Annotated in this window: 25 protein-coding genes and 1 pseudogene; 6 read left to right on the forward strand and 20 right to left on the reverse strand. The window is 45.9% G+C overall.

Annotation, left to right across the window (positions count from 1 at the left end; genetic code table 11):
* Window positions 1-50: 50 nt before the first annotated feature.
* The 7 genes from KHQ79_RS12055 to KHQ79_RS12085 form a co-directional block, all read right to left on the reverse strand.
* A complete protein-coding gene (locus KHQ79_RS12055; RefSeq protein ID WP_225515291.1) occupies window positions 51-560 on the reverse strand; it encodes a sigma-70 family RNA polymerase sigma factor in 510 nt (169 codons plus the stop codon).
* A 114-nt stretch (window positions 561-674) separates the two neighbouring features.
* Window positions 675-881 carry an XtrA/YqaO family protein gene (gene xtrA, locus KHQ79_RS12060; protein WP_225515293.1) on the reverse strand — a complete coding sequence of 69 codons (207 nt, stop codon included), beginning with the start codon at window positions 879-881 and terminating at the stop codon, window positions 675-677.
* Window positions 868-1,224: a phage portal protein gene (locus KHQ79_RS12065; protein WP_084995140.1), complete on the reverse strand. Its 357-nt coding sequence runs from the start codon at window positions 1,222-1,224 to the stop codon at window positions 868-870. The genes xtrA and KHQ79_RS12065 overlap by 14 nt, the downstream gene beginning before the upstream one ends.
* A gap of 84 nt (window positions 1,225-1,308) precedes the next feature.
* Entirely contained in the window at window positions 1,309-1,476 is a 168-nt protein-coding gene (locus KHQ79_RS12070) for a hypothetical protein (protein ID WP_019258140.1), read from the reverse strand.
* Entirely contained in the window at window positions 1,476-2,276 is an 801-nt protein-coding gene (locus tag KHQ79_RS12075) for an ATP-binding protein (protein WP_225515295.1), read from the reverse strand. The genes KHQ79_RS12070 and KHQ79_RS12075 overlap by 1 nt, the downstream gene beginning before the upstream one ends.
* Window positions 2,176-3,012: a phage portal protein gene (locus KHQ79_RS12080; protein ID WP_225515297.1), complete on the reverse strand. Its 837-nt coding sequence runs from the start codon at window positions 3,010-3,012 to the stop codon at window positions 2,176-2,178. The genes KHQ79_RS12075 and KHQ79_RS12080 overlap by 101 nt, the downstream gene beginning before the upstream one ends.
* Entirely contained in the window at window positions 2,999-3,178 is a 180-nt protein-coding gene (locus tag KHQ79_RS12085; protein WP_225515299.1) for a hypothetical protein, read from the reverse strand. The genes KHQ79_RS12080 and KHQ79_RS12085 overlap by 14 nt, the downstream gene beginning before the upstream one ends.
* A gap of 177 nt (window positions 3,179-3,355) precedes the next feature.
* Between KHQ79_RS12085 and xre the strand changes: the two genes are divergently transcribed.
* Together xre and KHQ79_RS12095 are read left to right on the forward strand one after the other, a co-directional pair.
* The gene (xre, locus tag KHQ79_RS12090; RefSeq protein ID WP_019258136.1) at window positions 3,356-3,697 is read left to right on the forward strand and encodes an HTH-type transcriptional regulator Xre; all 342 of its coding nucleotides are present in this window, start codon (window positions 3,356-3,358) and stop codon (window positions 3,695-3,697) included.
* A 161-nt stretch (window positions 3,698-3,858) separates the two neighbouring features.
* Window positions 3,859-4,455 carry an ImmA/IrrE family metallo-endopeptidase gene (locus tag KHQ79_RS12095; protein WP_019258135.1) on the forward strand — a complete coding sequence of 199 codons (597 nt, stop codon included), beginning with the start codon at window positions 3,859-3,861 and terminating at the stop codon, window positions 4,453-4,455.
* A 44-nt stretch (window positions 4,456-4,499) separates the two neighbouring features.
* Here the strand turns inward: KHQ79_RS12095 and KHQ79_RS12100 are convergent, their stop codons facing one another.
* Complete coding sequence (locus KHQ79_RS12100; RefSeq protein ID WP_019258134.1) at window positions 4,500-5,336, reverse strand: manganese catalase; 837 nt, start codon at window positions 5,334-5,336, stop codon at window positions 4,500-4,502.
* Between the two features lie 73 nt (window positions 5,337-5,409).
* On the reverse strand, window positions 5,410-6,012 hold the full coding sequence (locus KHQ79_RS12105; protein WP_225515301.1) for a poly-gamma-glutamate hydrolase family protein: 603 nt from the start codon (window positions 6,010-6,012) through the stop codon (window positions 5,410-5,412).
* A gap of 105 nt (window positions 6,013-6,117) precedes the next feature.
* Here KHQ79_RS12105 and KHQ79_RS12110 point away from each other — a divergent pair, with 105 nt between their 5' ends.
* Window positions 6,118-6,495, forward strand: coding sequence for a PH domain-containing protein (locus tag KHQ79_RS12110; protein WP_003239140.1), 378 nt, complete (start codon window positions 6,118-6,120; stop codon window positions 6,493-6,495).
* Between the two features lie 37 nt (window positions 6,496-6,532).
* Here KHQ79_RS12110 and KHQ79_RS12115 read toward each other — a convergent pair whose 3' ends face one another.
* Window positions 6,533-7,486, reverse strand: coding sequence for an N-acetylmuramoyl-L-alanine amidase (locus tag KHQ79_RS12115; protein ID WP_225515303.1), 954 nt, complete (start codon window positions 7,484-7,486; stop codon window positions 6,533-6,535).
* Window positions 7,487-7,608: 122 nt separating this feature from the next.
* Between KHQ79_RS12115 and KHQ79_RS12120 the strand changes: the two genes are divergently transcribed.
* On the forward strand, window positions 7,609-7,863 hold the full coding sequence (locus KHQ79_RS12120; RefSeq protein ID WP_060398433.1) for a YciI family protein: 255 nt from the start codon (window positions 7,609-7,611) through the stop codon (window positions 7,861-7,863).
* A 29-nt stretch (window positions 7,864-7,892) separates the two neighbouring features.
* On the opposite strand, the gene phrA is transcribed toward KHQ79_RS12120, so the two are convergent.
* Window positions 7,893-8,027, reverse strand: a complete 135-nt coding sequence (gene phrA / locus KHQ79_RS12125; protein WP_003239143.1) for a phosphatase RapA inhibitor PhrA — start codon at window positions 8,025-8,027, stop codon at window positions 7,893-7,895.
* Complete coding sequence (gene rapA, locus KHQ79_RS12130) at window positions 8,017-9,153, reverse strand: response regulator aspartate phosphatase RapA (RefSeq protein ID WP_080010777.1); 1,137 nt, start codon at window positions 9,151-9,153, stop codon at window positions 8,017-8,019. The genes phrA and rapA overlap by 11 nt, the downstream gene beginning before the upstream one ends.
* Before the next feature lie 215 nt (window positions 9,154-9,368).
* Between rapA and KHQ79_RS12135 the strand changes: the two genes are divergently transcribed.
* The gene (locus KHQ79_RS12135; RefSeq protein WP_003239146.1) at window positions 9,369-9,833 is read left to right on the forward strand and encodes a DinB family protein; all 465 of its coding nucleotides are present in this window, start codon (window positions 9,369-9,371) and stop codon (window positions 9,831-9,833) included.
* Window positions 9,834-10,057: 224 nt separating this feature from the next.
* Window positions 10,058-10,822 carry a sulfite exporter TauE/SafE family protein gene (locus KHQ79_RS12140; RefSeq protein ID WP_225515305.1) on the forward strand — a complete coding sequence of 255 codons (765 nt, stop codon included), beginning with the start codon at window positions 10,058-10,060 and terminating at the stop codon, window positions 10,820-10,822.
* 37 nt (window positions 10,823-10,859) lie between these two features.
* Here the strand turns inward: KHQ79_RS12140 and KHQ79_RS12145 are convergent, their stop codons facing one another.
* From KHQ79_RS12145 to allD, 8 genes and pseudogenes are all read right to left on the reverse strand, one after another.
* Window positions 10,860-12,353 carry a UxaA family hydrolase gene (locus KHQ79_RS12145; protein ID WP_225515307.1) on the reverse strand — a complete coding sequence of 498 codons (1,494 nt, stop codon included), beginning with the start codon at window positions 12,351-12,353 and terminating at the stop codon, window positions 10,860-10,862.
* Window positions 12,350-13,792, reverse strand: a complete 1,443-nt coding sequence (locus tag KHQ79_RS12150; RefSeq protein WP_225515309.1) for a tagaturonate reductase — start codon at window positions 13,790-13,792, stop codon at window positions 12,350-12,352. The genes KHQ79_RS12145 and KHQ79_RS12150 overlap by 4 nt, the downstream gene beginning before the upstream one ends.
* Before the next feature lie 77 nt (window positions 13,793-13,869).
* A complete protein-coding gene (locus tag KHQ79_RS12155; RefSeq protein WP_225515311.1) occupies window positions 13,870-14,871 on the reverse strand; it encodes a LacI family DNA-binding transcriptional regulator in 1,002 nt (333 codons plus the stop codon).
* Between the two features lie 87 nt (window positions 14,872-14,958).
* Window positions 14,959-16,227 (reverse strand): MFS transporter, encoded by a 1,269-nt coding sequence (locus KHQ79_RS12160; protein WP_225515313.1) that lies wholly within the window; start codon window positions 16,225-16,227, stop codon window positions 14,959-14,961.
* Window positions 16,228-16,274: 47 nt separating this feature from the next.
* The gene (locus KHQ79_RS12165; protein WP_225515315.1) at window positions 16,275-17,111 is read right to left on the reverse strand and encodes an SDR family oxidoreductase; all 837 of its coding nucleotides are present in this window, start codon (window positions 17,109-17,111) and stop codon (window positions 16,275-16,277) included.
* The gene (gene uxuA / locus KHQ79_RS12170; RefSeq protein ID WP_225515317.1) at window positions 17,108-18,187 is read right to left on the reverse strand and encodes a mannonate dehydratase; all 1,080 of its coding nucleotides are present in this window, start codon (window positions 18,185-18,187) and stop codon (window positions 17,108-17,110) included. The genes KHQ79_RS12165 and uxuA overlap by 4 nt, the downstream gene beginning before the upstream one ends.
* Window positions 18,188-18,211: 24 nt before the next feature.
* Window positions 18,212-19,231, reverse strand: coding sequence for a zinc-binding alcohol dehydrogenase family protein (locus tag KHQ79_RS12175; protein WP_225515318.1), 1,020 nt, complete (start codon window positions 19,229-19,231; stop codon window positions 18,212-18,214).
* A gap of 5 nt (window positions 19,232-19,236) precedes the next feature.
* Window positions 19,237-20,249 (reverse strand): annotated as a pseudogene (allD, locus tag KHQ79_RS12180) (ureidoglycolate dehydrogenase).
* Window positions 20,250-20,297: the final 48 nt, after the last annotated feature.

Here is a 20,297-nt window from a genome sequence, read left to right on the forward strand (position 1 = left end):
TTATGTGTCATGCTCTATTCACTTATAGGTGGCAAACGTATGACAAGCTTTCAGGCAAGCGATCGATTCATTTCCTCCTGCTGTCTTTGCATTTTTACGATTGCTCGTTTGATAGTTGTTTGCACAGTCGATTTTTTCACGCCGAGAAGATCAGCGATCCGTTCATAAGAAAAGCATTCTACCTTATGCAATAAAAACATTTCTTTTTCTCTGTCTGTTAACAAGGCTAACGCTTCTCGGATTCTCTCTCTGTCTTCTTCTGATACCTTTCCGTCCGGCTCGACCATCATCGTGCTGGAAAATGATTCGATAATTCTCGGATCCTTGATCATCAGCCGCTGGTAGGCATCACGACGGTCAATCGCCCGTCTGATGCCGGGTTGTCTTCCTTTTTCAAGCCATTCTGTTACATATTCAAGATCCGTGATGATATTTCTGATGATTTTTTTATCCTTCATCTCTTCAGCCGAGAGCATGGATTCATCTGCTTCAGCGAGCGGTTTATATTGTGTTCTTGTTTGTTTTAGTGTGCGTTTATATTCAAATAGTAAGTCTTGCATTCTATGATCCTCCTCATTTTCGGCAATAAAAAACGGACACCAATCAACGCACAAATGCTGTGCAGTTGATCAGTGTCCGCAGGCTTTCCGTCTTGGACGTATTCTGTTTTCGCTTTAATTTAATTTGTAGCCGATCTCAAATTCCACGCGGGCAAGGTCTCCCTTTCTCGTTTCGACGAGCGTTTTTCCGTGCTCCGGCGCTTCTGTGATCCATGCTTCCTGCTTGATGCCATCCACAATAATCAGGCGGATTTTTCCGTCCTCCAGCTGGCTTTCCAGCGTGATGGAATCGATATGCAGCAGTTTTTTAGGACTGATCATGTTTCTTTTCCTCCCTTTCTGATTCAGCGCTTTTTTTGGCCTTTTCTAATACCTGAATGATGCGCTCCTTAGAATGAACAGAATTCCCTTTCAGAAAATCAAGAGCTGCTTTAGACGCTTCCAGCAGTTCAGGCGCAGCCGCCATCAAAGCGGCATTGCTTTTTTGCGAATAAGAGCTGAGGTCGAATACAGCGGCGATCAGCCGCCCGTTTGAATATGGGAATCTTTCTTTTTCTTCTTCACTGTATGCTGAATAAATATAGATCGGTTTCGTATCCCCGCACGGGACAGCATGCCACGGCGCAGGGCTTTTCTTTGCTTGTTTTTTTGCCATTACTTTCACTTCCCGTCATCCTTATACCATTGTTCAATGTTTTTTTCTGTTCGCTTTGCCCGAAACAGCAAAGCAATTAAAGCTGTCAGCTGTTTAATCACGGACATTCAGCCTCGCTTTTCCCGCTGTCAGCATTTGCTCCAGCTTTTGAATGACCGGCGTTAAGTCAGTGCCGGATCGGCAGTTCGGACATGGATGAAAAACAGCTCCAATCCCGGTATGTTCCACAATGACTTTCTTCGTCTGACAAAGCTTGCACATTATCTGACGCCCTCCAATCTATGGTTCAGCTCGTAGGCTGCTCCTTTGATAATCACTAAATAATCGCTGCACATTTCGTAGATTCTCGTGCCGAGCGCTTCATCGACCCGTACAAGTGTTTCAATCGTCAGCTCGCTCGAAAGCAAAATCGGTTTATGATTTAAGTAGCGGTAATTGAGTACCGAATACATTTGCTCTAATTGCCAATCTGTGGCACGGGGTTTGCCATTAACCGGTTTAAACAGGTCATCTATGAACAGCACATCTGCCTGCTTCATCCGGTTCAGCTTCGCTTCCAAAAGATCAAAGTCATTTTTAAGATCGGTAAAGCCTTCCACGAATGGAAAATAAATGACCGGCACATGGCGTGTTTTCATCAATTCATTGGCAGCAGCGGTCAAAAGGTGCGTTTTCCCCGATCCGGGCTGTCCTAAAAGGCCGATGCTGTTTTTCCGGGCGTCCTTGATTTGTTCATAATCCGCCACATACTCTTTTGCGCATTCAAACGCATCTTTTATGGCCTGCGGTTTTCCCTCAATGCAGAATTCTTTGAAGCCCAGCTGTCTGAAGGCGGGGGTAATCTCACTAGCACCGAGCAGCCGCTTCACTTTCCGTTCTGCCATGCAGCTGCACATCGTCCAGACTTCCAGGCCGTTCTGGCAGATGAGATAGCCTCCCTGATCCTTGCATCGCGGGCAATCATACCGGCTTGCGTCTGATTCGGCCGGTTTGTCCGCCAGTAATGGACGTCTCCCTTTTCTCAGCTCGTCCAAAATTTGCTCGATTGTTCGTTTTGTCATGTTTTTTCATCCTCTCATGTTGAATTGCGACATTCTTTTTGGCCTGCTGCGCGAAAAATCGGTCTTCAATGAATTTCGAGCAGTAGCGAAAGGCCTTGATTGTTTCTGAAGCGGCGGTTCGGCGGTTTTCAAAGGCTTGAAAGCATTCCTCAAGCCATTTGATTGTTTGCGTCACAGGAACGCCGATGGCGACAATACGGGCGATGGCTTGATAATCTCTTGAGGAAGGATACACGGTGCGTCCTTCTTGAGCCGACCGTAATTGTGTAAACCGCTTCGCAATGTGATCCACTGCATCATCAGCAGCAGTATATGTGTTTGTTTTATCTTTATCTGAACGGACGTCTGTGTCCGGTGCCTGCGGCGAAAATGGCCGTTCCTTTATGCTCTGGTGTGCAGTTTTGTCCGATCTGAAGCTGAATTTTTTGGAATGCTTTACTGAAATCATCAGTCCGTATGGCGCACGGACAGCCTTTATGTACTTATGAGTTTCGAGAAGCTCCAGCCATCTTCTGACGGTTTTTTCACTCACACCGAATACAGCCGCCATTTCTCTCGCTTTTAATGGCTTATGGCCGAGCACGATTCCCCAGTTTACTCCGTCTTTTTCAATTTCTTTTGTTGTAGAGCTGATGAACCAGAGAAACAGCCATAGCGCCGGACCAATTTTGTCATAATGTTCTGAATTCAATAACCCTGAATACGTAGGAAAAGGATAGCTTTTATCGACTCTCATTGTATGCCGCTTCTCCTTTTAACTTCATGTATGTTTGAAACTGTTCTTGCGTTTCAAAGTGGAACACCGGAAGGCCGCATGCCGTAAACGAGATGGTGCCGCCGGATTGTCCGAGATAGCGCTGATCTATGGGATTTTTACTAAAAACAATTTGGATCGGATACATGTGGTCACTCTCCTGATCTTTTTTGATACATTCCGTATCAACTGTTACCAAGTATAAACGATACAATCCGTATCATCAAGTTATTTTTGATACTTTTTTTATCATAACTTTATTTTGATACATATTGTATCTATAATCATAAGTAACTTAGGGAGTTTAAAAAAGAGAGGTCATAGTATGATAGGCAGCAGATTGAAGAGTCTCAGAGGGAAAAGGACACAGGAAGAAATCGCATCTCACATCGGTGTGTCACGGGCACGATATTCCCACTATGAAAACGGGCGAAGCGAACCTGATTACGACACACTCCAAAAGCTGGCTGATTACTTTCAAGTAACGACTGATTACTTATTAACAGGGAAAGACAAAACATCCGAGGATGATATGTTCTCAGATCCGGACTTGCAGCTTGCATACCGTGATATGCAGGATTTTTCCCCTGAAAGCAAACAGCAGGCCATCGAATTTATCAACTATTTAAAAGAAAAAGAGAAGAACCGCAAACCGAAAAATAAATAAACATTTCTCTGTTCTCTAAAACATATAAAAAATAGACCGATATAAAGAAAAAAGTGTTTATTTTTTAAAGAAAAGGGAAAGATTTCAACACACTTTCCAGTCCTATACGGGCTTTTCTTTCTCGCTAAAAACAGAACATATGTTCGAAAGGGAGTATTCAATTGGGCGATTACTTATCACATCTGGAGGAATACGTTAAAAATTTATACAGCCGACTGGGCATCACCTCTCCCCATCACATTGACATGCTGAAAATCGCACAGGACCTGGATATTTGGGTTCATTTTGAGGATATGGGGAGCATGATGGTCAAATACGACGGCATGTACAGTATCGTATTGAACCAAAGAAAATCACGGGAAGAGCAATGGGAAGATTTTGGCCATGAACTGTGCCACGTGTTAAAGCATGCAGGAAATCATTTTCAGATGAACAAGCTCTTCAGGGAACTGCAGGAATTTCAAGCGAATCAATTTATGTACCACTTCTGTGTGCCAACCTTTATGCTGTTGCAGATGGAACTGCCGCAATGGAGAAGCCAAGCGCTTGCCACAATCGCGACGGTATTCCGGGTAACAAAGGAATTTGCTGAAAAAAGGCTTGAAATGTTTGAACGGCGTAAAGCAGGTATTCAATTTCAGAAGCGGCTCGCTTACTTATTATCACATAAGCGGCCAAATGCGTACGAGGAAGTCGATCAGCAGCACTTGCAGGTCGCTGAAGAAAAAGCGTTATATCAAATCGGCAAATACAGCTGATCAAAAACGGGCTGGGGACATTTGCCCTCAGCCCGGCATAGATATTAATATTTCGACATCGGAGGCATGGTATTCTGCAGCCACATTGGCGCCGGTTTAAGATGAGGCGCAGATGCGAACGCAATCGGAGCCGGGATATACCTGAACTCACCCCGGCCGTCAAAGGCTTCGCCATGAGCCCATCTTCCTTGTGAGCTCTCATCCCCTCTGGAAAAGTTAAACAGGTCATAGGCCACTTCCCGCTTTTCAAGCTCACGCGGGAACGTCGTTGGAACGACAATATCGCGTTCTCTTTCTTCCAGCTCTTTAATGGCTGCATACCACATATTTTGATGATAAGTATCCCTTGCAATCAAAAATGACAGCATATCTCTTACCCCGGGATCATCAGTCATGGCATAAAGCCGTGTCACCTGAAGGCGCCCTTGGGCTTCCGCATTTAAGTTTGCGCGAAAATCAGCCAACAGATTTCCGCTCGATATAATGTATTTTGCATTCCACGGATAGCCCTCACTATCTGATGCCATCGCACCCAAGCCGGACACAATAGCGTGCTGAGGATTCATCCCTGACATTACTGCTGCAATAGCGGGATTGCTTTTATAAGCATCCTCCTGTACATCAGCGGGTGCATTATCCAGAAGCCTGGAAATCATCGTAGCCAGCATTTCCACGTGCCCGATCTCTTCCGTTCCCACATCACATAACAAATCTTTATACTTGGCGTCCGCCCTGCAGTTAAACCCCTGAAACAAATATTGCATCATGACACTGATCTCGCCAAATTGGCCGCCCAGCACCTCTTGAAGTTTTTTCGCATAAACCGGATCGGGATGAGCTGGTTTTGCCTGATATTGAAGCTCTTTAATATGATAAAACATATTCATTCCTCCCTGCACTATCGCACAACCCCAGCGTATGAAGGAATAGGCCGCTCGTGCAGGTCCGTTTCATTCAATCATAAAAACCAAGCTTAACAGCTTCCACATATCGACAAAACAAATCGTTTTGTGTGTAACTTTCATCACGGCAGCCAAAATTGCGGAACAATGCTTTTCGCTGTGCCGTACTTACTTCCAATTGCAGTCCCATTTCCCTTTTCGTCCGATTGACAATATTTTTCGGATGCACACCTGCCAGCCGGTCTTTCTCACTCGTGAGCTCGGCACTGAAGCCCGCTTCAATCAGCCGCTCAAAAATGAGCTTGGCTTTTTTACGATCCGCGCCTCCGACCAATGTATGCGGTGTTTTTGGATCATGATACCCATGAAATGCTAATGCATAATGGTGTGCGTTCACTTTTTCTAAAGCCAGCGGCTCGTCAAAACGAGTGCTTGTCAGGTGCAAGGAACGGTTGTTTCGCTTCTTTACACCTTCAAACAAATAAATGGAACATTGTTCAGAAAATGCCCGCACCAGCTCACTGACGCCAGGTTCAATTCTGCCGCCGTGAGGACCGAGGACGATATGTTCACTTCCGTTTTTTTCCTCATAAATAATCCGGTACTCTGATTCAGAAGCAGAAAGGGCTGCAAAGCTGTCATACATATCTTTCATTTTGAACGCTCTCCTTTACCAGTCAGCACCAGTTTACTCTACTCATCTATGAATGAAAACCTTTTTATAGTATGATTTGATAGAATACGTATCAGGAGGTATATCATGGGATTTATTGATGGATTACTTGGCAATGCGTCAACACTGTCAACGGCTGCGGCGAAAGAAGAGGTGGCTCATATTTTACTGGAGGGTGAGAATGTTGATGCCGCGTTTAAGCTGGTTCGCGATTTAATTGTCTTTACTGAGAAGCGGCTTATTCTTGTAGATAAGCAGGGCATCACAGGCAAGAAAACGGAATTTCAATCGATTCCGTACAAAAGCATTTCCAGATTCAGTGTGGAAACCGCCGGCCGCTTTGACCTTGATTCAGAGCTGAAAATTTGGATTTCCGGCGCGGAACTTCCCGCTGTCTCAAAGCAGTTTAAAAAAGATGAAAGCATTTATGATATTCAAAAAGTGCTTGCTGCAGTTTGTATGTAAGATGAAAACGGAAGCTGGGCAGCTTCCGTTTTATTGATTACAGCTTTTCCTCGATTTTCACTTTTGTTTTCGGACCGTAAATCCCATCTGCCGTTATTCCGCTGACAGACTGAAAACGTTTCACGGCATTTGCTGTTTTCGGGCCATAAACGCCATCAATGCCGTGATTTTTCGCTCCTTTATCAGGATAAAAATAAAGGGCAGCTAAAGCGTTCTGCACCTGCTTTACATTTGTCCCTTTCGTCAGCGGGCTTGTCACTTTGATCACTCCGGATGGGAGCGGATAGGAAGACGCGGCATGGCTTTTAGAAGCAGATGCCGTCTGAGGCAGTTTTATTACCTGTCCGACTTTGATGTGATTCGGGTCAGTGATATGATTTATGCTTTGCAGCGTTTTCACACTGACACCGTGTGATGCGGCAATACCCGACAGTGTGTCGCCTTTTTTCACATGGTATTCAGACGCCGAAGAAGAGACTGAAGCCTTTTTCGCTGATTCGCCTCCGTTTAATTCCTTTTCAATTGCCGCCTTCACTTGATCCCAGCGTCCCTCTGATAAAATGCGGTGCGGGCAGTACTTTCCGCTCCAGTCCTGATGCTTTCTCACCCGATCGATTCCCCAGCCGCGCTCCTTCAAAAGCTGCGCGACAAATGAAATCGCCAAGGCTTCGGCCGCCTCGTACTTAGGGCCTCCCGATTTGCTGTAGCAAATCTCAACGCCGATTGATTTGCGGTTTCCTGTACCGTTTGTGCCGTCACCGGTATGCCAGGCGTTTCGGTTAAGCGGCAGACCTTGAATCACCTCCTTATCATCCACTGCAAAATGAAAGCTTGTCGAGCTGGTATTCCCAATCATATAGCTGATTTCATTAGCCGCTGACGCATCGTTTGCCGTGTTGTGAATGGTAATGTATTCAGCGGACATCGCATTAGGGCACTTCAGCGCGTATTTCGCTTCAGAAACCAAATTTTTCTTCACTTGAACGCTCACCTATCATCTCTCCTTTTTCTTTTTCACCAATAGGTGGCATTCGTAGGACGAAAAGCTCATATCATCCGTCACCGCTATATGGATAATTGTGTTAAACTGAAGTTCAATAGGAGGGGTAGGTCATGAATACATATTTAATGCTGACAACGAGAACAGATCATTTCAATCAGGAGCATGTAGCCGGACACTATGAATTTTTGGACCGTCTACAGGCAGAAAAGCGCTTAAAAATGTTCGGACCATTCAGCGATGCCACAGGCGGAGCCTACGTCATCCTAGCAGATTCGCTGGAAGAGGCGGCGGAAATCGGACATGCAGATCCTCTGGTGGCAAGCGGATCTTCTGAGCTGACCATAAAAGAATGGAAGCTGAAATAAAAAAGACCCCGGAGGGTCTTTTTTTCTCTTTATGTTTGATTGCGGGCCGCAATATGAAATGTTTTGCCCTCTGTGTCTGCTGTTTCTCCTGAATGGACCATCACCTGAGTAAAGCTAAACCCGACCGCAACGAGCAACAAACCTGACATCCATTTAGATTTCATATAAACAATCTCCTCTCTGGATTTGTTTTTGTGCGTGCACCATTTTCTCATAAAATGAAAGTGCTTTTTCGGGCTGTCCGTTTTCTATATAGAATTGGGCAGCATCATGCGCCAGCTCTTCAATATAAGGATACAGCATATGTTCTTCTAGAAATTGAAAGGTGTGTGAGACTGATTCTGTGTCAATGTTTTTTCCGTATAACGCATGTAAAAATTGAAAAAGCTCCACAAATAATTCATCACTGTATTGACGGGCGATTTCCAATCCTTCACGATACTTTTTTTGCGCTTCGGCATCATTTTTTTGTTTATACAGAACCTGTGTTAAAGAGTAGATAGAATGCGGAAGATTATCGAACTTTTCCGACTTGCAAATAGAAACGGATTTCTCAAAGTATTCGGCTGCCTTTTGCAGCTCACCCATTTTCTCATAACAGTTTCCGAGATTGTACAGGGCAGAACTGATCAGGCGGGGATTGCCTTCTTTCTTTGCAAGATCTAAAGCCAGTTCTAAGTGGGGCAATGCTCTTTCTGGATACTGCATATCATCATAATTTCCTGCAATAACGAATTCACATTGGATTCTGCGGACGGTGTACGTTTCATACATTTGGTACGTTTCTAATGCCTGAACGGCGTAGCTCATCGAAACATAGGTTTGTTTTAAATTGTAAAAAATCTCGGCCATTTTAAAAGCAAACTCGGCCTTCTCAATATCATCCGAGACGAGGGCAAGATTCTTTTCTGCCCGTTTATAATACATCATGGCGCTGACAAACATTTTTTGCTTAAATTCATACATTCCTCGAAAAAAATTAAAGTAATAATCGAGAAGCCCTGTCAGCTTGTACTGATTCCCCTCGATGTCTTCTAATAATTCTGAAAACTCTAGCTGCGAAGTGTCCTCTCCAAAAGGCTTAATGTAATCCAGCATGACACGATGCCTGAACTCCATTAAAGAATAATACAGCAGCAAGTCTTGGTCTTCTTCCATATCCTCGATTTCTCTTTCTACTTCGAGCTTGACCCGTTCGGCCTCACCGACGTGGAACTGCCGGATATGGGTATACCATTCATTAATTTTAAGCCCGACATAAGAGGACGGAATCGTTTGCTTCATCCTCAATTAATCCCCCCTTTTGAGTTACCCGAGATATGTCATATTTTATCATATTTACAAGAAAAAGAAGAACGCAAAAAGACCGCAATTGTCGAATTTCGGCTAACCGCAACAAAATGAAAATTTCAGAACTGCATCACACAGCATATTACTTGTGAATTGATAACCATTGATATAGGATTTCATTGCACCATTTATTTTTATATATGGAGGAGATCATATTGAGTCAATCCAATCAAATTGTCAGCCATTTTTTATCCCATCGAAACGTGACCAATGAGCTTGCTGAAAAAATCAGCAAAGACCATTACGGCTACAAACCGGCTGAAACGTCAATGTCAGCGGAAGAGCTGGTCAAACACATCCTTACGTCTTTCCACTTATTTGCAAATGTCATTAAAGAAGGCAATGCCTCACCATTTCAAAACAAGCAGGAAGAAACAGAAACAGATCTCAATGTTCTGGCAAAAACATATACAGAAAAAACGGTCGCAATCCTTGAACAGCTGACAGAAGAGCAGCTGGACAGAGAAATTGATCTGACAGCAACTTTTGGCAGAAAAATCACAGGCAGCGCACTGCTTCAGCTTGCAATGGAGCATGAAATTCACCATAAAGGCAACTTGTTTGTTTATGTGCGGGAACTGGGCCATACGGAGCTTCCTTTCTATCAGCAGCGCATGTAAAGGAAACGAGAAAAAAGATACCTATTTAGGGTATCTTTTTTTGTGCCTCCGGCTCACTTCCGTATCTCGTCCAGACACTCATTATAGGGCAAATGAATAAAGATATTGAGCAAACCAATATTTCAAGCAGCTAACGTACAAAAATTCAAAAAATTTAATTGATTAACATGACCTAATCATATATAATCTGATAAAAATAGTCGGGTTTTCAGGAGGCCTTTATCATGAGTGTAAGCATCATATTGATGGGTTTGTTTGTCGGAGCCTTAGTCGGATTGACGGGAGTGGGCGGAGCCGCCTTATTAACTCCTCTTTTAATTGTGCTTGGAATTAATCCTTCCATCGCGGTCGGGACGGATCTTGTATATAACTCGATCACAAAGCTGTTTGGCGTTGCCTCCCATTGGCGGCAGAAAACGATTAACTTTAAATTGGTAAAATACTTAGCCATCGGCAGTATTCCGAGTGCTTCGCTAGCCATTGGCATACTGCATTTGTTCCCCGCCTTTCATCAGCATCAGGAAGAAATTATAAAGCACGCTCTTGGCTATGTGTTAACGCTAGTTGCCATTTCAATCATCGTTCGTTTGTTTTTGGATCGAAAACTTCGCCCAAACCGCTGGCAGCTGATGCCGCTTGAAAACAAGCGGGCGCTGACGATTCTCATTGGTGTTGTGTTTGGATTTATTGTCGGATTAACATCAATCGGTTCCGGCTCACTATTTGCAATCGCCATGATTTACTTATTTAACATGAAAGCGTCACAGATTGTCGGAACAGATATCGCTCATGCTTTTCTTCTCGTTACGGTAGCCGGCATTTTGAACGCAAGCTTCGGAAGCGTGGATTACATGCTGGCAGCTAATCTGCTGATCGGTTCGATTCCCGGCGTGCTGATCGGGAGCCATCTCTCGCCTCGATTCTCCCCGCGCCCGCTGCAATTTATTATGGCGTCCATCATTTTGATCAGCGGCTTAAAATTGATTTAATGAAGAAGGCTATCCCCTCGGAGGATAGCCTTCTTCATTATAACGTCACACCTGATTTAAAAATGGCGAGTTCTCTGAAATCATTTTTTTCATGATTCACAAGTTGACCGCTTGCCACCTCAATCATATAGTGGATAAACTCTCGTAGCACATATTCCTCATGAACATCATCCTCTGCTAAAAGACCTGCGTTAAAATCAATCCAATGCGGCTTCGCCTCGTACAGCTGGGTGTTTGTGGCTACCTTCACTGTCGGGACGAAGGTGCCGAACGGTGTGCCTCTCCCCGTTGTAAACAGGACAATTTGGCAGCCGGCAGCCGCCAATGCGGAGGAAGCGATCAAGTCGTTGCCCGGCGCGCTCAAAAGCGTCAGCCCGTTTGTCTTGAGCACTTCGCCGTATTTCAAGACATCCGCGACAGGAGAAATCCCTGCTTTTTGCGTGCAGCCCAGCGATTTATCCTCAAGTGTTGAAATGCCGCCTGCTTTGTTGCCCGGCGAAGGATTTTCGTACACCGGCTGATCATGTTTGATAAAATATTGTTTGAAATCATTGATTAAATGGACAATCTTATGAAACACTTCTTCATCGGCAGCCCGCTGCATCAGGATGGTTTCCGCACCGAACATTTCCGGGACTTCCGTCAGCACCGTGCTCCCTCCCTGTGCAATGATATAATCTGAAAAACGGCCAAGCAGCGGGTTTGCCGTTATGCCGGAAAAACCGTCTGAACCTCCGCATTTCAGCCCGATCTTCAGTTCGGACAGCGGAATGTCTTCTCGCCTATCCCCTTTGGCCGCTTCATGAATCTCCTTCAGCAAAGCAACGCCCGCCTCCATTTCGTCGGTCACCGACTGGGATTCGAGAAACTTCACCCGATTCAGGTTCACATCTTGCAGTGCTTCCTTCATTCCTGCCAGCTCGTTGTTTTCACAGCCAAGCCCTAACACCAAGACGCCGCCGGCATTTGGATGGCGAATGGCATTCAGCAGGATTTGCTTCGTATTTTCGTGATCGTCGCCAAGCTGCGAGCATCCGTATTGGTGTTTTAACACGAGCACGTTATCAAATGGAGCGATATCCCCCGTTTCTCTGACAAAACGCTGGAGCATTTTTTCAGCTATTCCATTGACGCAGCCGACAGTTGGCACAATCCACAACTCATTTCGTACACCGGCATTTCCGTTCTCTCTTCTAAATCCTTTAAACGTCCGGTTCTCATTTGAATACGGATTCTCATCAAATCTCGGAGTATAGCTGTATGCTTGGATATCAGACAGATTTGTTTTCGTATTATGGACATGAATATGTTCTCCGATCGATATATCTTGTGACGCATGCCCGATTGGAAACCCGTATTTGATGATGCTATCGTTTTCTTTGATAGGCTGCAGCGCAATCTTGTGGCCTCTTTTTATATCATCCTTCACTTCAATAGACACGCCGTCCGCATTCAGCCGCTCTCCCTTCTGGATATCCCGCAGCGCAAGAAGGACATTATCTTGTATATGAATCTTTATAAATGACTTCATCGTACTTCTCCCCCTTGAGTACAGCATTGTTCAAGAGCCAGCTGCATGCCCAGCTCATGAATATGATCCAAATAATCAGCGACTCTATCAGTCAGCTTTGGTATCTCGTTGAGATCTGTCCCCCATAGCCGCTGTTCGCTTAACACTCTTGAGGCGATACGAAACATGTCTCCACTCTCCTGATTCCACACCTCTTTGAAAAATTGAAGAACAGCCGGATCATCCTGCAATTTCTCGTTTCCGTGATAAAAATACAGCAGAGCGCTGAACGAAAACACTAAGCGTTCAGGAAGCTGTCCCTTCTGTTCGGCATATTCCTGAATAGTCGGCAGGTTTCTCGTTTTGAATTTGGAAATAGAGTTCAATGCAATGCTTTCCAGGTAATGCTTAATATACGGGTTTTTGAAACGGTTCAGCACATCGTCAGCATATTGAGAAAGCCCTTCCATTTTTAAAACAGGAAGAATTTCGTCATGAATCATCTCTCTGATCAACCGCCCCACTTTCGGATGCTCGACGGCATCCCGCACAGTTTTTAAGCCGTATAATAAAGCCACTGATGTCATTGCTGTATGAGCGCCATTTAAAATTCTTACTTTTTTAGTCCGGTAAGGCGTCAGGTCGCTGACGATCTTTGTATGGAGCCCTGCAGCCGTAAAGGGCAGTTCCTCTCCAATCCAATCCGGTCCCTCGATAACCCATAAATAATATTGCTCTCCTACAACAATCAGTTCATCTTGATAGCCCAGATCAGCAGTAATCTCATCAATGCTGTCTACAGGAAATCCCGGGACAATGCGGTCTACTAAACTATTACAAAACGTGTTGGCCTCATGAATCCACTGTGTGAACCCTTCTTCCAGCTTCCATAGATCCGCATACTGCAGAATCGTTTCCTTCAGCTTTTCGCCGTTATTCTCAATCAATTCACATGGGATCAAGACACACCCTTTTGTCTGATCTCCTTTGAAAGCCTGATAGCGATAGTAGAGAAAGGCAGTTAATTTCCCAGGGAATGTTCTTTGCGGCCTATCCTCTAAACGATCTTTTTCATCACATACGATACCGGCCTCAGTGGTGTTGGAAATGATAAACCTCAGCTCTTCACTTGAAGCCAATTCTTTATAAGCTTCATAATCAGAAAACAGATCAATTCCCCGGCTAATTGAGTTGATAATCATATGCTCGTTTACCGCTTCTCCGTCTTTCATTCCCTGTAAAAAAAGCGTGTATAAACCATCTTGCTGATTTAACCTTTTGATTTTTTCTGACCCTCTTGGCTGTACAACTGCGACGCTCCCATTAAAATCAGTGTGTTGATTCAGTTGATCAATCTGCCAATCGACAAACCCTCGAAGAAAGTTTCCTTCTCCGAATTGGAGTATTTTTTCCGGATACTCAGTATAGTGATCGTATAGGTTTTTATTCAGCTTCTGCACCTTCATTGCCTCCCTCTTTTATTTATGCACACGTTAACATTTTTCTGTATAAAGAATGCCCGCTGAAAAACGGGGCATCACGGCGTCAATTGTCTAACTGAATCACGCACCATAAACACTGTATTTTCCAAGATTTTTTCCGCTTTTGTTTCCGGCTCGCTGATCAGCGACAATAGTTTTTGCGCGCCGAGCACGCTGATTTTCTCCACTGGGCGCTTCACTGTTGAAAGCCTTGGCGTGATATATTGCGAAAACCCAATATCATCAAATCCGATCACTGAAATATCATCAGGGACGCGCAGGCCCTTTGCGAATATCGCATTCATCGCTCCGATTGCCATGTCATCATTCGAGCAAAAGACAGCGGTTGGAGGGTTCGGCAGCGCCAGCAGCCGCTCCATCGCTTGAAAGCCGCTTTCCATATCGTATTGCCCTTTGACACAGTAATCATGTTTGATCGGAATATGATGATGAATCAATGCGGCTACGTAGCCTTCCTTTCGCTGCTGCGAGGATTTAAAGCCTTCGATCCCCTCGATGATGGCGATGTCTTTATGTCCGTTCTTAATGAAGTATTCTACGGCTTCCTGAGAGCCTTCCTTGTCATTGGACAAAATATTCGTGATGCTCCGGTCATCAATATCGCGATTCAGCACGACGAGCGGGATGTTTTTTTCACGAATATGATAAATAAAAGAATTATCAATGTCACTTTGGCTCATTAAAATGATGCCGTCATATCTCATCGGCGTAACAGAGTCATAGTTTTTCAGATCATCGATGCCGCGCACATAGAGATTGTAATCCTCGCTTATAGCTTGATTTACGCCTTTGATCGTGTCAGCAAAAAAGCTGTGTGAGGTTCCGTTTGTGATGCTTGTAAAGAAAAGCCCGATCGTATGTGACTTTTGCATCGCCAGGCTTTTCGCATTTACATTCGGTGTATAGTTGAGCTGTGCTGCGAGCTCCAGTATTTTTTTCTTCGTATGTTCTTTGATGTAAGGGCTGTTGTTGAGTGCTCTGGAAACGGTTGTGTGGGATACGTTTGCAAGTTTTGCGATATCTTTTATGGTTACCATCTATTTCCCTTCCTTATCATACCGGCTGCGATTATTTACTGTATATTGTATCATCAAACATACCGCCTCTCCCACTATATTTCCAGATTAATAAGACACAGAATCCTCCGCTTCTGTTCCTGCTGGTTTGCTGATGATCGGACGAACAAAACGAATAACAGCAAGTGAAGCGAAGACAGCTAACCCTCCGGCAAGCAAAAATGCTCCAGAAAACGTGCCCGTCCGGTCAACAATAAAACCGGTTAAAGCCGGGCCGATAATTCCTGCCGTGTTGGCGAGGAAATGCATGAAGCCGCCTACAGAACCGACATTGTTTTGATCAACCACATCTTGAATGACAGCCCAATAGATAGCGCCTGTCAAATAGAGAAAGAACACTGACAAAGCGACAAGTGTGACAGCGCCTGCAGTAGTAGCCACAAGCCCTGCAAAACCAATCAGGACCGCCGATGAAAACAAACACGTGACAAGCACTACCTTGCGCGAGAACAGCACACCTTTTCGAGCTGTTTTTTTGTACACATAGTCAGAAACAAATCCTCCAGCTGCCAAGCCTATAAAGCCTAAAATCCATGGAATGACCGTAATGACGCTCATCGATTCAACACTTAATCCCCGCTCTTCGACAAGGTAGCTCGGAAACCACGTCAAAAAGAAGAAGAGAATGTAGTTGTAAGCGAAAAAAGCAAACGCCGTGAACAGGACGGTTTTTTGCTTCAGGTAAAAGGTGAGCGGAATTTTTTCCCCTGGAGACGTTTCTGCTTTGATTGCCGGTGCATCCCCCATCGCCGCTGGCGGCTTTTCTTTGACAAACTTAAACCAGAGCACTGCCCATATTAATCCAATGATCATAATGAGAACGAAGGACACCTTCCAGCTGAACGCGACAGCGATCATGCCGACAATCGGGCCGGAAATGGCTCCCCCGAGCGGCGTTCCGCTGTTGGTCACACCGATAACGGACGCCCGCTGAGCCGGCGGGAACCAGTTATTCACCATCTTGTTGATGGTCGCCGAAAGCGGGCCTTCTCCCATTCCGAAGAGGATGCGTATAATCAGCAGGCTGACAAAACCAAAGGCAAGGGCGACTGCTCCGCTGAACAGCGACCAAACGACCATGGCGACAAACAAGGTCAGCTTTGCCCCGTAGCGGTCAGATGCCACGCCCCCAAGAAAGTTAAAAATGGCATAACCAATCGAAAAACTGCTGAAAATCAAGCCCATTTGCGTGGCAGACAATGTGAGATCATCCTGAATAAAAGGAGCTGCAATGGAAAGCGCCGAGCGATCCAGGTAATTAATCACCCCTGCCAGGAACAAAAAAAGGATAACGGGAAGCTTATCTTTTGAGAACATCTCAACCTCACCCCTATGTTGGTTCAGTTTCTGTTGCGCTGCTTTCGTTACACGCCTGAATAAGCCATAAATCCTCCATCGACAGGAACGGTGATCCCGGTGACAAAACCGGAATAGGATTCATCCGCCAGCCAAAGAAGCGTGCCGAGCAAGTCCTCCGGTTTTCCAAAGCGCTTCATCGGTGTTCCCGCAATAATTTTGTGAGAACGGCCGGTTAAGGTTCCGTCTTGGTTAATCAGCAGATCATGATTTTGTTTTGTCAGAAAAAAGCCTGGGGCAATCGCATTCACCCGCAGTCCGGTTTCGGCAAAATGAACGGCCATCCACATCGTAAAATTATTGATCGATGCTTTGGCGGCACTGTATGCCGGAACCTTCGTCATGGGTGAATAAGCACTCATGGAAGAAAGATTGATAATCGCCGGAGAATCGGCCTTCAGCAGCTCTTTTCCAAATACTTGAGAGGCCAGAAACGCACCGGTGAAGTTGGTGGAGAATACAGTTGAAAAGCCTCCCTCATCCATATCAAAAAAGGATTGGCCTTCTCCCGCTTCTTCATATGTCTCCACATCGGTTATCGCGTCAGGATGATTGCCGCCAGCTCCGTTAATTAACAGATCGACAGAACCGAACCGGTCGAGGATGTCGTCCTTTGCCTGCACCAGTGCCCCCCTGTCCAGCACATCCGCAGAAACAGAGCATGCTGTGCCCCCAGCCTCCTTAATCTCCTTCACGACCGCTTGGCCTTTTTCAGCCGTCCGATTCAATATCGCCACCTTCATGCCATGACGGGCAAGCTCCTGTGCCATTGCAGAGCAAAGCACCCCGCTGCCGCCAGTGATAACAGCCGTTTTACCAGCCAAGTTCTCATGCAGAGGGATCATACTTCCACCTCTTTTTTTGCCATTGCTTCATATGCGTCCCACAGTCCGTTCAAGTACATGATGCCAAGGGCCCGATCGTATAAGCCATAACCCGGTCGGCATTTCTCGCCCCAAAGATGGCGCCCGTGATCCGGTCTGACATATCCTTTGTAATCCTGCTTATGCAGTTCTTCCATCACGCCTTGAATGTTGATCGAACCGTCTTTCGTCAGATGAGATGTTTCAATAAAATCGCCATTCTCATAAATTTTCACATTGCGAATATGTGAAAATGGAGCAATGCCGGCATACGTTTTAGCAATCTCCACCATGTCGTTAGCGGGATTGGCTCCCATTGAACCTGTACAAAGGGTGATGCAATTAGACGGTGAATCCGATATCGCCTTTAACCTCTTATAGCTTGCCTCCCCTGTGATAATGCGCGGCAGTCCGAAGATCGGCCATGGCGGGTCATCCGGATGAATGGCCATTTGAACACCGTGACTTTCTGCAACCGGAAGAATTTCCTGCAAAAAGAATGATAGATTGTCCCATAGCTGTTCTTCATCAACCGTTCTATAGGCTGCAAACAGCTCTTTGATCCGAGCTAATTTTTCGGGCTCCCATCCCGGCAGTGTCATGTCAGATGCTTGCTCCACCGTCCGAATCAGCTCTTGGGGCTCAAGGCTTTCCACCTTGGCCTTTTCAAAAAACAGAGCGGTTGACCCATCTTCCAGAGGACGGAACATATCCGTGCGTGTCCAGTCAAAAACCGGCATAAAATTGTAGCAGATGACTTTCACGCCGTATTCAGCAAGGTTGCGGATTGTTTGTTTGTAGTTTTCAATATACCGGCCGCGTTCTTCGTTTCCGAGTTTAATCGCTTCATGAACATTCACGCTTTCTACCACTTCAGCATGAAAACCATAGGATTGAATATATTCGGTCTCAGCTCTGATTTCTTCTTTTTCCCACACGTCGCCGACAGGTTTTTGATGGAGAGCCCAGACGATGCCTTTGACTCCGGGAATTTGCTTCACGTGTCCAAGTGTGACTGTATCGTTGCCTCGGCCATACCATCGGAATGTTATATTCATGTTTACACCTCCGGATTCAGTCGATTAATCAAACGTGATGACAGCTTTCCGTACTTGATCTGGATGCTCCTTGATAAACTGAAATGCGTGATGGACGTCATCTATTGAAAATGTATGGGTCACCAGCCCGTTATGCGCTAACCGTCCTTTATTCAAAAGCTCTACCACTTTTGGAAACTGATTGGTCTGCAATCTCGATCCGGTTATCGTGACTTCTTTTTTTGTAATCGGCAGCTGAGAAATCTGTGCCGCTCTTTCGTCAAATCCAAGCACAACCACATGTCCCGCCGGAGAAACGGCCTCAACTGAAAGCTCAAAAGTCGCCGGCAGGCAAACAGCATCAATGACCACATTGGCTCCTTCATTCCCAGTCCATTCCCGGACCCGCTCGGCAACATTTTCTGCTTGGGCATTCACGACAGCGTCGGCACCGTTTTCTTTCGCAAATGCCAGCCGCTCGTTGTTCAAGTCAGTCATCATGACGGCAGCGCCCGCCAGCTTTGCCATTTTTAACACACAGATCCCGATGGGCCCCGCTCCCTGGATCAGAACGGTATCTCCTTTTTCCACCTGGCCTCTCCACACTGCCTGTGCGCCTATCGTGTAAGGCTCGGCCATGACTGCCTCCTCCCAAGGCAAGTCCTTTGAGACCGCGTGAAGCTGCCTTTCCGGAAGCACAATATATTCCCGCATGCCGCCGTCCTCATGTACGCCAAACACAGAAAGCTTGGCGCAAACATTCGGACGCCCTTTGCGGCAGGCGTAACATGTTCCGCAATAAGAAATCGGCTCAATCACAACGTGGTCACCGGCTTTTAGGCTCTGCACATTCGCACCAACTTCCTCGACTTGTCCCGTTACCTCGTGTCCGATGACTCTCGGGAGGGTGGCGAGCGGATTCGTGCCATGATAAATGTGCATGTCTGAACCGCAAATCCCGACTCGCTTGACTTTTACGAGCACTTCATCATCCTTTGAAAGAACCGGCTTCTTCATCTCCGCTGTCACCAGATCATTCGCTTTTCGCACTTGAACCGCTTTCATTTTTCTCACCTGCTTTTTAAGAATTCATACACGCTCCGAGCGATTGATATTCCGTGTATCTTATTTCTTTCTTCATGCAGCTGCTCAATCTCGCCGGGCACATACACTCTCTCGACTCCAACGGCCGGCGGTGACTGCTGCAGTTCATCGAGCATGGCATCCATCTGCTCTAAAAACGTATCCCGGTCGGTAAAAAAGGACGGATTGATTGCGCAAACGTAATGCCCCAGCTTTCTTTTTTGATCAAGGCCGCTGTACATTTTTGCTATATGAGGCCCAAAAGCCGCGCCCGCCAGCAATCCGGAAAACACATCAACGACAATTGAGAGTCCATAGCCTTTCGGGCCGCCGAATGTTGAAAGTGAAACGACCTTGTCAGGATCAGTTACTGCTTCTCCGTTTTCATCGACTCCCCATCCTTCAGGAATGTCTTTGCCCTCTTCACGTGCCTGCAGAATCTTCCCAAAAGCCACTTTGGAGGTCGCCATATCCAGAATAAACGGTTTTTTATGCTTAGCCGGAACGCCGTAAGCAATTGGATTTGTCCCTAAAAAGGGAGTTCTCCCGCCAAACGGAACAACGATACTGTCCGTATGTGTCATTGTTATTCCGATCAGCTTTTCGTCAGCCGCTTTTTGCACAAAATAGCTTAGCGCTCCGCAATGGCTGCTGTTTACGGCCGTGACCATGCCGACACCGTTTTTCTTCGCCATGTCAATTGCACGGTCCATTGCCATATCACAAATCACGTGGCCGAAACCGTCATCACCATCGAGCACCCCGGTCACGGGACCCGTCTCTTTAAAAACAGGATGTGCTTCGGGATTGATCCCTCCCGCCCTTAGCCTGTTCACATAGTGCTCTGTTCGCAGCACGCCATGCGAATGTACGCTGCGTAAATCAGCGTGCACGAGGACATCTGCTACTTTTTCAGCGTCTCGTTCATTCAAACCAGCACCGGTCAGCTTTTGCCGGACGAGTTCCTTTGCTTCTCAGCCGGTATCGTTACCGTTTTCAATCAAGTGCCTCCTTCCTTTTCAGTTCTTGGGCACCCCCTAGTGAAAAC

Origin of the sequence: Bacillus sp. TSO22 (assembly GCF_020223595.1) — a bacterium.
Lineage (GTDB): Bacteria > Bacillota > Bacilli > Bacillales > Bacillaceae > Bacillus > Bacillus inaquosorum.

What these genes read in the sequence shown, in the direction of transcription:
- KHQ79_RS12055 (WP_225515291.1), bottom strand. Translation starts at nt 560, where the DNA reads ATGCAAGACTTACTATTTGAATATAAACGCACACTAAAACAAACAAGA.
- xtrA (WP_225515293.1), bottom strand. Translation starts at nt 881, where the DNA reads ATGATCAGTCCTAAAAAACTGCTGCATATCGATTCCATCACGCTGGAA.
- KHQ79_RS12070 (WP_019258140.1), bottom strand. Translation starts at nt 1,476, where the DNA reads ATGTGCAAGCTTTGTCAGACGAAGAAAGTCATTGTGGAACATACCGGG.
- KHQ79_RS12075 (WP_225515295.1), bottom strand. Translation starts at nt 2,276, where the DNA reads ATGACAAAACGAACAATCGAGCAAATTTTGGACGAGCTGAGAAAAGGG.
- KHQ79_RS12080 (WP_225515297.1), bottom strand. Translation starts at nt 3,012, where the DNA reads ATGAGAGTCGATAAAAGCTATCCTTTTCCTACGTATTCAGGGTTATTG.
- KHQ79_RS12085 (WP_225515299.1), bottom strand. Translation starts at nt 3,178, where the DNA reads ATGTATCCGATCCAAATTGTTTTTAGTAAAAATCCCATAGATCAGCGC.
- xre (WP_019258136.1), top strand. Translation starts at nt 3,356, where the DNA reads ATGATAGGCAGCAGATTGAAGAGTCTCAGAGGGAAAAGGACACAGGAA.
- KHQ79_RS12100 (WP_019258134.1), bottom strand. Translation starts at nt 5,336, where the DNA reads ATGTTTTATCATATTAAAGAGCTTCAATATCAGGCAAAACCAGCTCAT.
- KHQ79_RS12105 (WP_225515301.1), bottom strand. Translation starts at nt 6,012, where the DNA reads ATGAAAGATATGTATGACAGCTTTGCAGCCCTTTCTGCTTCTGAATCA.
- KHQ79_RS12110 (WP_003239140.1), top strand. Translation starts at nt 6,118, where the DNA reads ATGGGATTTATTGATGGATTACTTGGCAATGCGTCAACACTGTCAACG.
- KHQ79_RS12120 (WP_060398433.1), top strand. Translation starts at nt 7,609, where the DNA reads ATGAATACATATTTAATGCTGACAACGAGAACAGATCATTTCAATCAG.
- phrA (WP_003239143.1), bottom strand. Translation starts at nt 8,027, where the DNA reads ATGAAATCTAAATGGATGTCAGGTTTGTTGCTCGTTGCGGTCGGGTTT.
- KHQ79_RS12140 (WP_225515305.1), top strand. Translation starts at nt 10,058, where the DNA reads ATGAGTGTAAGCATCATATTGATGGGTTTGTTTGTCGGAGCCTTAGTC.
- KHQ79_RS12145 (WP_225515307.1), bottom strand. Translation starts at nt 12,353, where the DNA reads ATGAAGTCATTTATAAAGATTCATATACAAGATAATGTCCTTCTTGCG.
- KHQ79_RS12155 (WP_225515311.1), bottom strand. Translation starts at nt 14,871, where the DNA reads ATGGTAACCATAAAAGATATCGCAAAACTTGCAAACGTATCCCACACA.
- KHQ79_RS12160 (WP_225515313.1), bottom strand. Translation starts at nt 16,227, where the DNA reads ATGTTCTCAAAAGATAAGCTTCCCGTTATCCTTTTTTTGTTCCTGGCA.
- KHQ79_RS12165 (WP_225515315.1), bottom strand. Translation starts at nt 17,111, where the DNA reads ATGATCCCTCTGCATGAGAACTTGGCTGGTAAAACGGCTGTTATCACT.
- uxuA (WP_225515317.1), bottom strand. Translation starts at nt 18,187, where the DNA reads ATGAATATAACATTCCGATGGTATGGCCGAGGCAACGATACAGTCACA.
- KHQ79_RS12175 (WP_225515318.1), bottom strand. Translation starts at nt 19,231, where the DNA reads ATGAAAGCGGTTCAAGTGCGAAAAGCGAATGATCTGGTGACAGCGGAG.